13 protein-coding genes are annotated in these 13,086 nt (G+C 34.1%); 7 read left to right on the top strand and 6 right to left on the bottom strand.

Features of this window, described 5'->3' with window-relative positions:
• Positions 1 to 116: 116 nt before the first annotated feature.
• The 6 genes from KZH69_RS00530 (at position 117) to hflX (ending at position 7,432) form a co-directional block, all read left to right on the top strand.
• Positions 117 to 1,469 carry a tetratricopeptide repeat protein gene (locus KZH69_RS00530; protein WP_219315503.1) on the top strand — a complete coding sequence of 451 codons (1,353 nt, stop codon included), beginning with the start codon at positions 117 to 119 and terminating at the stop codon, positions 1,467 to 1,469.
• Entirely contained in the window at positions 1,469 to 2,272 is an 804-nt protein-coding gene (gene lolB1 / locus KZH69_RS00535; protein ID WP_219315504.1) for a lipoprotein insertase outer membrane protein LolB1, read from the top strand. The genes KZH69_RS00530 and lolB1 overlap by 1 nt, the downstream gene beginning before the upstream one ends.
• Positions 2,273 to 2,295: 23 nt before the next feature.
• Positions 2,296 to 3,540 carry a murein hydrolase activator EnvC family protein gene (locus KZH69_RS00540; RefSeq protein WP_219315505.1) on the top strand — a complete coding sequence of 415 codons (1,245 nt, stop codon included), beginning with the start codon at positions 2,296 to 2,298 and terminating at the stop codon, positions 3,538 to 3,540.
• Positions 3,541 to 3,642: 102 nt separating this feature from the next.
• Complete coding sequence (locus KZH69_RS00545) at positions 3,643 to 5,070, top strand: murein hydrolase activator EnvC family protein (protein WP_219315506.1); 1,428 nt, start codon at positions 3,643 to 3,645, stop codon at positions 5,068 to 5,070.
• Positions 5,071 to 5,267: 197 nt separating this feature from the next.
• On the top strand, positions 5,268 to 6,029 hold the full coding sequence (locus KZH69_RS00550) for a Bax inhibitor-1/YccA family protein (protein WP_219315507.1): 762 nt from the start codon (positions 5,268 to 5,270) through the stop codon (positions 6,027 to 6,029).
• Between the two features lie 161 nt (positions 6,030 to 6,190).
• Positions 6,191 to 7,432, top strand: coding sequence for a GTPase HflX (gene hflX, locus KZH69_RS00555; RefSeq protein WP_219315508.1), 1,242 nt, complete (start codon positions 6,191 to 6,193; stop codon positions 7,430 to 7,432).
• Between the two features lie 45 nt (positions 7,433 to 7,477).
• Here hflX and KZH69_RS00560 read toward each other — a convergent pair whose 3' ends face one another.
• The 6 genes from KZH69_RS00560 to KZH69_RS00585 all read right to left on the bottom strand — a co-directional run bounded on the left by KZH69_RS00560 (position 7,478) and on the right by KZH69_RS00585 (position 11,491).
• Positions 7,478 to 8,407 (bottom strand): DUF3078 domain-containing protein, encoded by a 930-nt coding sequence (locus KZH69_RS00560; RefSeq protein ID WP_219315509.1) that lies wholly within the window; start codon positions 8,405 to 8,407, stop codon positions 7,478 to 7,480.
• Between the two features lie 75 nt (positions 8,408 to 8,482).
• The gene (locus KZH69_RS00565; RefSeq protein WP_219315510.1) at positions 8,483 to 8,992 is read right to left on the bottom strand and encodes a DUF2480 family protein; all 510 of its coding nucleotides are present in this window, start codon (positions 8,990 to 8,992) and stop codon (positions 8,483 to 8,485) included.
• A gap of 86 nt (positions 8,993 to 9,078) precedes the next feature.
• Complete coding sequence (locus KZH69_RS00570; protein WP_219315511.1) at positions 9,079 to 9,402, bottom strand: SUF system Fe-S cluster assembly protein; 324 nt, start codon at positions 9,400 to 9,402, stop codon at positions 9,079 to 9,081.
• Positions 9,403 to 9,406: 4 nt separating this feature from the next.
• Complete coding sequence (locus tag KZH69_RS00575) at positions 9,407 to 9,832, bottom strand: SufE family protein (RefSeq protein ID WP_219315512.1); 426 nt, start codon at positions 9,830 to 9,832, stop codon at positions 9,407 to 9,409.
• The gene (locus KZH69_RS00580) at positions 9,829 to 10,263 is read right to left on the bottom strand and encodes a hypothetical protein (RefSeq protein WP_219315513.1); all 435 of its coding nucleotides are present in this window, start codon (positions 10,261 to 10,263) and stop codon (positions 9,829 to 9,831) included. Before KZH69_RS00580 ends, KZH69_RS00575 begins: the two co-directional genes overlap by 4 nt.
• Before the next feature lie 13 nt (positions 10,264 to 10,276).
• Positions 10,277 to 11,491 carry an aminotransferase class V-fold PLP-dependent enzyme gene (locus KZH69_RS00585; RefSeq protein WP_219315514.1) on the bottom strand — a complete coding sequence of 405 codons (1,215 nt, stop codon included), beginning with the start codon at positions 11,489 to 11,491 and terminating at the stop codon, positions 10,277 to 10,279.
• A 185-nt stretch (positions 11,492 to 11,676) separates the two neighbouring features.
• Between KZH69_RS00585 and KZH69_RS00590 the strand changes: the two genes are divergently transcribed.
• On the top strand, positions 11,677 to 13,026 hold the full coding sequence (locus KZH69_RS00590) for a serine hydrolase domain-containing protein (protein ID WP_219315515.1): 1,350 nt from the start codon (positions 11,677 to 11,679) through the stop codon (positions 13,024 to 13,026).
• Positions 13,027 to 13,086: the final 60 nt, after the last annotated feature.

Here is a 13,086-nt window from a genome sequence, read left to right on the forward strand (position 1 = left end):
TAAAAAGTATAAAGCAGCATTATTTAAGTTTTTATTATGCTGCTTTGTTGTTTTTTTAATTTATTTTGCAAAGGCAACTGTATTGTTAATTTTGTTTACAAAGACTTCTTTTTTCAATGATAAAAAAATGGACTTTCATATTCGCTTTTTCTGTTTTGCTTAGCAATACCGTAACGGTATTGGCACAAGTTGAACCAGAGGAAATTAAAGTGGAAGGCGATAAATTTCAGGATTATTTCTATGAGTCTATCTTTCAAAAAAGTATCGAAAACTATGATAAATCATTAGTGGCATTGGAACAATGTTTGAAATTAAAACCCAATGATGCCACCATTTATTTTGAAATGGGGAAGAATTATTTGGCATCCAAAGATTATAAAAATGCCTATTCCTCTTTTGAACATGCTACACAAATTGATTCTACAAATAAATGGTTTTGGGTAGGATTGTACGATGTGTGTTATGAAACCAAAGATTTTAATCAAGCCATAATGATCGTCAATAAAATCATTCCTTTTGATGCAGAATACAAGGAAGATTTGGTTTCCCTATATATGGCAACGAAACAATATGACAAAGCGTTGATAGGAATCAATGAGTTAAATGATAAAGTTGGAAAAACCGAGAGAAGAGAAATGTATAAAATGGAAATTTTGTCTGAAGGAAAATATCAAAATTCGGAGATTGACAATTTAAAGGAGCAAATTGAGAAAAATCCTAGAGAAGAGTCCAATTATATTGCATTGATTTTTTTATATTCGAACAATAATGAAGAAGACAAAGTTCAGGAAGTTGCCAAAAAATTGGAAAAAGAAATTCCGGAATCGGTTTGGGCACAAGTGAGTTTGTTTAAAAATTATCTCGAAAACAATGATGGCACCAATGTTGTGAAATCGATGAATGTAGTTTTGGCAAGTTCTAAAATTGATTCCAAAATTAAGCATCGAATCCTGAATGAATTTTTGCTTTTCACCAATACAAATCCGCAGTTCATTCCTGATTTGGATAATGCGATTGGGTATTTTAAAAACGATAAAACAATTAATGTAGCGAAGGAAATAGGCAAGTTTTATCACAACAAAAAACAGTGGGACAAGACAGTTAAATATTATGAGATGTCGGAGAAAAACAGTTCCGAAGTTGATTTGGAAACGAATATGCTTTGGCTTGAAGCCAATACGGAACTCAAACAATTTGAACCCGTAGTCAAGAAAGCTATGGCAATGATTGATACCTTTCCAGCCGAACCTCAGTTTTATTATTATGCAGGTATGGCCAATAATCAATTGCAATTGTTCAAGAAAGCCAAAGACATTCTTGAAATGGGTTTAGATTATGTTGTAGAAAATAAAAATTTAGAGATCAATTTCAATATTCAACTCGGAGAAGCCTACAATGGTTTAGGCGATGCAGCCAAAAAAGAAGTATATTTCGACAAAGCCAATCAATTATTAAAAGGAAAAAAATAATGAATCGATTTCTAATAAGACTACTTTTTGTGTTAATGGTTTGTTTGAGCAGTTCACTTACATTAGTGTCATGTAAAGCAAAAGCAAAAGTGGTAAACGTTAACAAAAGTGAAGATACGAATCGTATGACGGCGGATCGAATCATAAAAAATTATTACACGAACAAAAGCGAGTTTACTACATTATACATAAAATCAAATGTAAAATATAGTGATGAAAAACAAACTCAAAATTTAACCGCTGAAATCAAAATTAAAAAGAACGAACAAATTTTGGTGAGCATTCGTTTTCTGGGAATCACAATGGCCAAAGCCTTGATAACACCAACGAGTGTAAGTTATTATGAAAAGTTGAATGGTACTTATTTTGAGGGTGACTTCAGCACATTAAGTAAATGGTTAGGTACCGATTTGGATTATAGTAAAGTGCAGAATATTTTAATTGGTCAAGCAATGGATGATTTGACCAAAGGAAATTACCAGGACTCATTAGTCGATCAGACTTATCGGTTGGGAAATATTTCGAAAAACAACACTAAGAAGTATTTCTTTTTTGACAAAGATAAATTCCTGCTAAACAGGCAAGAGATTGCCCAAACTACTGAAAACAGGAAGATTGAAGTGTCTTATTCGGATTACAAGACATATAATGAATCCCCAATTCCATCGGATATTGACATTAATGCCGAACAGGATAAAGGCAAAACCGAAATTAATTTAGGATACAGTACTATAACCATAAATGAAGAACTTACTTTTCCATATAGTGTTCCAAATGGTTATAAAAGAATTTTAATTAAGTAAATTTGAACAAATATAATTGTAAGATGCGAAAATTTCTCTTAGGCCTATTTTTTTTATGCACCACCTCAGTAATGTGGGGGCAGGATTCGCAACAAGAAAAATTAGAAAAGCGTAAAGCCGAAATTCAACAAGAAATTTTGGCGAATGAAAAGTTATTACAAACGGTAAAAAAGAAAGAAAAATCTGCTGTTAATGTAATTATTTTGCAAAGCAATAAAATAAAATTAAAAGAAAAATTGATTCAAACTACAGAGAAACAGACTAAGATTCTTAGTAATGACATGTATATTAATCAGATGAAAATCAATAAATTGAATAGAGAGTTGGTAATTCTGAAGGAGGATTATGCCAAGATGATTGTCAAATCGTACAAAAGCAGATCGGAGCAAAGTAGAGCTATGTTTTTATTGTCATCAGAGAATTTTTTGCAAGCATACAAAAGAGCTCAGTATATGAAACAATATACGAGTTACAGAAAAATGCAGGGTGAAGAAATCAAATCCAAAACGGATGAACTTTTAGGGTTTAATGAAAGACTTAACATTCAAAAAGCAGCTAAAAAGAAATTGTTAGCCGAAAACACCAAAGAAAAATTGTCTCTTGAAAAAGAAAAGAAAGAACAATTGAAATTGGTGAATTCAATCAAAAAAGATAAGAAAAAAATCACCGCAGAAATTAAAAGAAAGCAACAGGAATCGCGAGCTATCGACCGACAAATTGATCGTTTAATTCGTGAAGCCATTGCTGAAGCGAATAGAAAAGCAGCTAGTGAAAATGCAAAAGCCAATCCAAATGCTCCCGTAGCGGCGTATACATCATCAAGAATAATCTTGACTGCTGAATCCAAAATACTAGCAGATAATTTTAGAGCCAATAGGGGAAAATTACCTTGGCCTGTTGAAAAAGGCTTTGTTTCACTAGGATTTGGTGATCAACCCCATCCAGTGTATCCAAGTCTTGTGATTCACAATAGTGGAGTGGAAATCACAACAGAACAAGGGGCTAATGCCAGAGCAGTTTTTGGAGGAGAAGTAACCAGTGTTATCGTTTTGTCTCCTGTAAATAAAGCTGTAATGATTCAACATGGTGATTGCTTTACGGTATATCAGAATTTAAGTTCTGTTTTTGTGAGCAAAGGAGAAAAAGTAAATATCAAACAAAGTTTGGGAAAAATAAGAACTAATGGAGAAGGTAAAACAATCTTGAAGTTTACTATCTCACAAAATACGACCTACAACAACCCAGCATCTTGGTTGTACAATATGTAGTTTTTTTAATATCAATTGCAGCATTATTTTATTTGCAAAAATAAATTAGTGCTGCTTTTTAATAAAAATCATTCATTAAGTTTGCACTATATATAATTTGCGATGTTAAAATATTTTCTAAGTTTTATTTTTCTAGTAACAACGGCTGTACTTTGGAGCCAAGACAATCAACAAAAAAAATTAGAAGAGCGCAAGGCCAAAATTCAACAAGAGATTCGCGAAAATGAAACCAAACTTCAAACGGTAAAGAAAAAAGAAACAACGGCCACTAGAGCGATTGTTTTGCAAAGTAACAAAATCAAACTTAAAGAAGAATTGATTGCCACCACCGAAAAACAAAAATCACTTCTGGGAAATTCAATTGCAGTTAATCAAACTCAAATAGAAAAATTAGAAAAAGAACTACAATTGCTCAAAGAGGATTATGCTAAAATGATTATTCAGTCTTATAAGAGTCGTTCAGAAGAAAGTCGGGCGATGTTTTTGTTGTCATCAGAGAGTTTTTTACAAGCCTATAAAAGAGCTCAGTATATGAAACAATATACCAATTATAGACACTTGCAAGGACAAGAAATACATTCCAAAACGAATGTTCTGTATACTTTTAATGCAAAATTAGATGTTCAAAAAAGTGCCAAAGAAGAACTCATAGCCGAAAATGATAAAGAGCGATTGTCTTTGGAAAAAGAAAAACAGGAGCAATTAAAATTGGTGGAATCTCTAAAGAAAGACAAAAAGAAAATTATTGCCGAGATTAAGAAAAAGCAACAAGAAGCAAGAACAATTGATAAAAAAATTGACAAATTAATTCGTGAAGCTATTGCCGAAGCCAATCGAAAAGCGGCTCGAGAAAAAGCGGCGAGGGATAAAGCGAAAGCTGAAGCTATAGCCAAAGCTAATGCCTTGGAAAGAGCCAAAGCAATAGAAAAGAAAAAGGAAATTGAGAAAGCCAATGCATTGGCGGTAGCAAAAGCAAAAGCGAATTCAAAGCCACTTCCAAAACCAATTCCGATACCGAAAGAAGTTGAAAAAGCCATTGCTAAGGTAGAGCCAACTGCTGCACCAGTGGTCGTTTCCTCTACTAAAATTGATTTAACTTCCTACGGAAAAGTAGACTCAGATAATTTTAAAGCAAATAGAGGGAAATTACCTTGGCCAGTTGAAAGAGGATATATTTCTTTGGGTTTTGGAGATCAAGCGCATCCAGTGTATAGAGAATTGCAAATCCACAATAGCGGATTAGAATTTACCACCGATTCGGGAGCCAATGCCAGAGCAGTTTTTGGAGGAGTAGTATGGAGTGTAATTATTATTTCGCCCGTAAATAAATTGGTAATGTTACAACACGGTGACTTTTTTACAATATACCAAAATCTGAGTTCAGTGACAGTAAGCAAAGGGGATAAAGTTGGCATAAGACAAAGTTTGGGAAAAATTAAAACCAATGGTGAAGGGAAAACAATTTTGAAATTTGCACTCACTCAAAACACAACTTATGCCAATCCAAGATCTTGGTTATCGGGAAAATAGCAGAAATAAATTAATAAAATTTTAAACACTCTTCTAAAAAATATAATTTATATTTGATAAAATTTAAACATTAAAATGTTGAAATGAGCATGACCGTAAATTGGTACTAAAAACCAGTGTCGATATGCGACTCGAGCGATAGCGAACAGGCGAAGAAATTACATATGACCAATAAACAACAATAAATATATCTACCTATGAATTCGAATAACCCATTTTTAAATAACAAAACATTTTCAACCGCTGTTTCTAGAAAAGATGAAGTGCATCAAGCTACTCTTATTGATGATAATCAAGCCATGACTTTGTCGGGAACTATTAATAGAAGTTTAATTCTTTTTTTATTACTTATTGCTTCAGCAACGGTAATTTGGTGGGCTACTTTTAACGGATTGAACCCTATCGTCCCAGCATTTGGAGGTGCTATTGTTGGATTGATTTTAGTGGTAATTGCTGCGTTCAAGCCTCAATACTCTCCATATTTAGCCCCTGGATATGCATTGTTTGAAGGATTGTTTATTGGAGGTGTTTCGGCTATTTTTGAAGTGCAGTATCCCGGAATTGTAACACAAGCTGTTGGTGCGACTTTTGTCACTTTTGCAGTTTGCTTAGGTTTGTATAAGTACAAAATTGTAAAAGTAACGGAGCAATTCAAATCAGTTGTTGTTGCAGCTACTTTTGCAATTGCGACTTATTATTTAATTTCTTGGGTGTTCTCCATGTTTACCAGTTTCACCCCAGTACATTATGGAAACTCGATGATGAGTATTGGTATTAGTGTATTTGTCATTGTAATTGCTGCCTTAAACTTGTTCTTAGATTTTGACAGAATAGAAAAAGGAGTTGAGGAACAAATGCCAAAATTCATGGAATGGTATGGTGCGATGGGATTAATGATAACTTTGGTGTGGTTGTATATTGAATTTTTAAGATTACTTTCAAAATTGTCTAAAAAATAGGATTCAAAATTTTTGATATAATGATGCCCTTCAGAGATGAAGGGCATTTTTTTTTGAATTCAAATAATGCAAAGCGCATATTTTTTTCAAAGTGTTATTTTATAATGGTATATAAGGATTGTAGCCTTCAAATCATTAAATTTGCATTCTTATTTAAAGACATGTTAGAAAAAGAAACAATAAATTTCGAAAAAACGGCTATTGTTGGTATTGTTACCCAAAACCAAAGCGAAGAGAAACTCAATGAATATCTTGATGAATTGGAGTTTTTGACATTTACCGCAGGAGGAGAAGTGGTGAAACGTTTTTCCCAAAAAATGGAGCGTCCCAATCCTAAAACTTTCGTAGGGACTGGAAAACTGGAAGAGATTTGTCTTTTTGTAAAGGAGAATGATATCTCGACTTTAGTATTTGATGATGAATTATCTCCTTCGCAACAAAAGAATATTTCAAAAATAATCGACTGCAAAATATTAGATCGTACTCACCTTATTCTTGATATTTTTGCTCAAAGAGCCGAAACCTCTTATGCCAGAACTCAAGTAGAATTGGCGCAATGCCAATATCTATTGCCTAGACTTTCCGGAATGTGGACGCACTTGGAACGTCAAAAAGGAGGTATAGGGATGCGTGGACCCGGAGAAACGGAGATCGAAACGGACAGACGTATTGTTCGTGATCGAATTGCATTATTGAAAGAGAAGATTAAAACCATTGATAAACAAATGGGCGTACAACGCAGTAATCGTGGTGCTATGGTTCGTGTTGCTTTGGTTGGATATACCAATGTTGGAAAATCGACTTTGATGAATGCCGTTGGTAAAAGCGATGTATTTGTTGAAAACAAACTTTTTGCAACATTAGACACTACTGTTCGAAAAGTAGTCATTAAGAATCTGCCTTTCTTACTTTCGGATACTGTAGGTTTTATTCGAAAACTGCCCACTCAATTGGTTGATTCTTTTAAGAGTACATTGGATGAAGTTCGTGAAGCCGATCTGTTATTGCACGTTGTTGATATTTCACACCCTGAATTTGAAGATCATATTGCATCCGTAAATCAAACCTTGTTGGATATTAAGGCCAATGACAAACCGGTTATTATGGTTTTCAATAAAATAGATGCCTATAAACATTTGACAATTGACGAAGATGATTTAATGACTGAAAAAACTCCAAGACATTTTACACTAGAGGAGTGGAAACAGACATGGATGCACCGATTAGGAGAGCAAAATGCTTTGTTTATTTCGGCTACTCAAAAAGAAAATTTCGAAGAATTTAGAGAGCGTGTTTATGAAGCTGTTCGACAAATACACATTACCCGTTTTCCATACAATAAATTTTTATATCCCGATTATAAAGATGCTGTGGAGAAAGAAGATAATGAAGATCAAGAATAACAAAAAAGACCTTTTAGTATAGTTGCTGAGAGGTCTTTTTTTTTACTAAAAATTGTAATTCAGTCCCACGCCAAATACTTCTTTGGTCTGGAAACCTGCAAAGGCATCATCATCATAAATGGCTTGAAAATTTAGATTCGCTGATAATATTTTGTTGATTTTCATTACTATAATCAAATTGTAATTGATATCGATATTTTGTGGGTCTTTCAAATAATTGGAATATAAATTCAAAAGGTTTTCGGCAGTAACGTTTTCCATTATTGCGAATTTATAGTAGGCAGTGGCATTGAAACCGAGTTGATACAGCATACTTTTATTGGCATCTACCCCAAAATAACTACCATCCACATAACCAAGAATCGAAGTATAACGACTATCTACAAAAGTAAATTTGGAGGTTAATGGTGCCAAATTAATTTTAAAACTTTCATTCTTTTTCCAATACATTCCGGGACCAAAAAGCAAGTAGCCAGGAGACATAAAGTTAGTGTGTTCTTCTCTTATTTCCGCACCATTGACATCTTTGGTATATAAATACCCTTTGGTAAATTGCGTTCTAAAATTTACCAGAAATGAGTAATACCAGTAGCTTTTTGTTTTTTTGGCTACAATAGAATTGATTTCGAGCTGATCATCAGTTTTCTTTTCAAAACTGGAGTTTTGCGTTTGCAGTAAACCATACGAAGCCAGAATTCTATTTTCCCATGTATAATCGTCTTTTTTATAATCGATTTTGTAATCCAATCCTAAGTTACCTGAAAAGCTATTTTCGCCTCCGGCAATCCAGTTATTAAAGTTGGCTTGGTTAAAAAGAAAGGTGACTTTCCCTTTTGACTTCCAACCATTCGGGATAGTGTCATCTATGGTTTTGGCTGCATCTTCTGTTTTTTTTATTAAATCTTTTTCAGAAGATTGGGCATGGAGAAGAGTTGAAAGGGGGAGCAGACAGACTAACAGTATGATTTTTTTCATTGTAAGAGTATTAGTTCTAATACAAATATAATAAAAAGAATAAATAGCTAGAATTCAATAAGTTAAAAAGTTTGTTTATTTTTTAGCCGATTTGTATAAAGGAACAGCCGAACACGCTTCTCCATACATGATACTTTTGGCGTAAGGTTGGAGGTATTGTGCTGCCAAAACATAGGCTCGCATAGGAACAGGTTTTCTTGAGCAGCCTTTTATGATAACAGGTTTGTCCTTATAGACAGTATAATCGATTTTTGGAAGCAATTCATCGTACAAAGCCGAGTCTAAATCGTCCATATAACCATTTACAATTTTCTTGGCATAGGGAGCCAAATGCATTGTGACCAATATAATAGCCCACTTTGGGATAATAGCATCGGTACCACATGAAACAGCAACATATTGATCTTGGTATTGAGACCAATCTTGATTATTAAGTTGTTCCCTAAAGTCTCTTTCTTTTAATAAAAAACCGTCAAAAAGCCATTGCGAAATATCGATTTGCACACGAACTCCAGCTGGATAATAGTCTTCAAGATCGAAAACTTCCAGAACACTATTCGCTACTTTATTGATTATTTCTTCCATTTTTAAATATTTAGTGGTCAGTGTTCAGTCTTTTAGCAATCAGCTTCAAACTGAATACTAAAAGACTGAATACTGCCTACTTTTTATTAAAGCATTCCCAATTCTAATTTTGCTTCTTCACTCATCAAATCTTTGCTCCATGGCGGGTCAAAAGTGATCTCTACTTCAGCATCTTTTATGTGTTCGATTGATTTTACTTTTTCCTCTACTTCTCTAGGCAAACTCTCAGCTACAGGACAGTTTGGAGAAGTAAGGGTCATTAATATTTTTACTTCATAATCGGTATTTACCATTACGTCATAAATCAATCCCAATTCGTAAATATCTACAGGAATCTCTGGGTCATAAATGGTTTTCAATTTTGCTACAATAGATTCTCCTAATTCTGCGGTGTTTATTTCTTGTTCCATAATTTTAGTTTTTTTTCTGGGCATCAAATGCCAAAGCGTACATTTTAATATTTTTAATCATTGATACCAAACCATTGGCTCTTGTTGGCGAAAGATGTTCTTTCAAACCTATTTCGTCAATAAAATCGGTATCTGCGTTTAATATGTCAATAGCTTTTTGGTTTGAAAAAGCACGAATCAAAATAGCGATTATTCCTTTGGTCAAAATCGCATCACTATCGGCAGTAAAGACAATGGTTTCTCCGTTCTGCTCCCCTTGTAACCATACTTTGGATTGACATCCCTTGATTAGGTTATTATCTGTTTTGAATTCCTCTTTGATTAAAGGAAGATTTTTGCCTAAATCAATAATGTATTCATAACGTTGCATCCAGTCGTCAAACATGGAAAATTCGTCTATAATTTCGTTTTGTATTTCTTTTATTGTCATTCTGCTTTTTTTGAAAAGGATAGTATTGTGTTTACTAAATTCTTTATTTTCTCTGGAGGATAGCCATTGTCGAAAGTTTGGCTTTCGTATGTTTTTCCTTTATAGGTTATTTTTAGATTGGCCATCGCCGCACCGTCGTAAAAACGCTTTTCAGTAGGAGCTTTTAAATTAGGAATTTCCTCCAAATCCACTTTTTGAAATTCCTTGATTAAAGTACTCCATTGAGCATCGGTGAGCGAATTGGAAACGGGTTTCCCATCTCTTGTACTTGTAACTGCTACCGTTTTATTCTCTATAATCGTACTGTTGTATAATCCTCTTGAATTGGCAGTGTATTCTAATTTAGCAGTTTCCACATCGGCAGTATTAATTTGACTTTGGCAACTTTTTCCAAGAAACAGGGTTAATAACAAAAGGGATAAAGTTTTCATATAGTTTTAGGTTTTAGGACAACATTATTTGTGCTTTTTTTACAGCATCTACCATCCTATCAATTTCTTCTTTGGTGTTGTAAAAAGAAAATGAAGCTCTTATAGTTCCTGGAATATTGAAGAAATTCATAATGGGTTGAGCACAATGGTGACCCGTTCTTACGGCGATTCCCAATTTGTCAATAATGGTTCCAATGTCATATGGATGAATGCCTTCTATATTAAAAGAAATAACCGAAGTTTTTAAATTCGAAGTGCCATAAATTTTCAAACCGTCAATTTCCAATAATCGTTTTGTAGCGTAATCCAATAATTCTAATTCTTGCTTCTGAATGTTTTCAAAACCAATTTCATTCATATAATCAATGGCTGTTCCCAAAACAATTCCACCAGCAATATTGGGCGTTCCTGCTTCAAATTTATGTGGTAAATCGGCGTAAGTGGTTTTTTCAAAAGTAACCTCTTTAATCATTTCACCGCCACCTTGATACGGTGGAAATTTATTCAACCACGCTTCTTTTCCGTATAAAATTCCAGTTCCTGTTGGACCACACATTTTATGACCCGAAAAAACATAGAAATCACAATCCAAGGCCTGAACATCAGGTTTTAAATGTGGTACAGCTTGTGCACCATCAATCAAAATTGCTGCTCCAACTTCATGTGCTTTGTCAATCATATATTTGATAGGATTGATGGTTCCCAGCGCATTCGAAATATGGTTTACAGTTACAATCTTGGTTTTTGGAGAAAGCAATTTATCGTATTCGCTTATTATCAATTCTCCCTTTTCATTCATCGGAATGACTTTGAGTGTGGCTCCTGTTTTTTCACACAACATTTGCCAAGGCACAATATTACTGTGATGTTCTAATGCTGAGACCAAGACTTCATCACCTGGTTTTAGAATTGAAGCAAATCCATTGGCCACAAGGTTAATACCAAAAGTAGTTCCCGAAGTAAAAAGCACTTCGTGAAGAAATTTTGCATTAATATGATTTTGCGCTTTCGCTCGGGAAACTTCATAAGCATCTGTCGCCAATTGGCTCAATGTATGAACACCTCTATGAATGTTGGCATTAATTTCCTGATAATATTTTGCAATCGCATCAATAACCACTTGCGGTTTTTGTGAAGTGGCTCCGTTATCGAAATATACTAAAGGCTTTCCGTTTACTTTTTGTGAAAGAATAGGAAAGTCGGCTCTTATTTTTTGAATATCTAACATTTCTTTATTTAGAATTTTTCTAAATACAAAAGTAATACAATTGATTTAGTTTTTTAGGAAACAATAGTTAATAATTGTAAAAATTGTAACAAAGAGTTGAACAGTATTATTGAAAATGGAATAGGATTAACTTGTTTGTGGTTGGTATCCCTTTTTTTACTAATTTGGTGTAATAATCTTTCAATATGAAAAAATATTTTAGAATAGGAGCTTTTCTTTTTTTATTGTTTTTAGGATATTTGGGTTTTACCAATTATCCTAAGCTAGAATTGATATCCGGATTTTCGGCAAAAAGTGTTACTTCCGGTCATTTTATTGACCATCGTTCACAAGAAATCATCGAAAAAAACGATAATGATTTTGACGTGTTAGGTTGGGCTACCAATCAAATCAATGAATCGGAAAAATTTGCAACGGCTACTGTTTTGGGGTTGAAACAACGAAAAGCAATTTATAGAGCAGGTTTGGGAGGATCATTAATCAATGATGATTTTGACGTAAACAAACCGTATGAAGTACCCAAAAGAACAAAATCAAGCAATAATTTATCTTTTCCTTATGGAGATGTTGAACCCAAAGACACAATTTTTTCCAATGTGAATTATACCAAATTGAATCAGGTTGTTGCCAATGCATTTGATGCCAAAGGAAATAATTATAAAAGAACACGCTCAGTTTTGGTTATTTATAAAGACAAAATCATTGCCGAGAAATATGCTGATGGTTTTACAAAAAGCAATGTTATTCTAGGTTGGTCCATGACTAAGAGTATAACGGGAACACTTTTTGGAATACTTGAAAATCAAAGAAGGTTTGACATCTACAAACCTGCTCCCATTGCCGAATGGCAAAATGACAATCGAAAATACATTACGACCAATGATTTATTGCATATGAATTCAGGTTTGGAATGGGATGAGTATTATGACAGAATCTGTGATGCAACAAAGATGCTTTATCAAGAGGAAGATATGACAAGATCCCAGGTAATAAAGCCTGCCCTTTTCAAACCCAATACGCATTGGAATTACTCTTCAGGCACGACTAATTTACTGTCGGGAATTTTGCGGAAACAGTTTAAATCGCATCAGGAGTATTTGGATTTTTGGTATTCGGCATTGATTGATAAAATCGGAATGCATTCGATGCTTGTAGAAACAGATATGGCGGGGAATTACGTGGGATCGTCCTATGCTTGGGCAACTACTCGTGATTGGTCAAAGTTGGGACTGTTGTATTTGCACCAAGGAAATTGGAATGGAGAACAATTATTTGATCCCAGTTGGGCAAAGTATGTTGCGACTCCCACAGATACTTCACACGGAAGATATGGAGCACAATTTTGGCTCAATGCTGGAAACCATTTCCCAAATGTTCCCAGAGATATGTATTATTGCAGTGGTTTCCAAGGGCAAATGGTAGCTATCATTCCGTCTATGGATTTGGTAATTGTAAGAATGGGTTTGACAGAGGAACCTCAATTTGATTTTAATGGATTGTTGAGTGGGATTGTGTGGAGTGTGAGAAAAAATTAACGCAGTAGGCAGGGGAAAAACCGAAAAGAGCGCAAAGTATTGTATTTATACTTTGCGCTC

It is taken from the genome of Flavobacterium taihuense (assembly GCF_019351435.1).
In the GTDB taxonomy this organism is placed as follows: Bacteria; Bacteroidota; Bacteroidia; order Flavobacteriales; family Flavobacteriaceae; genus Flavobacterium; species Flavobacterium taihuense.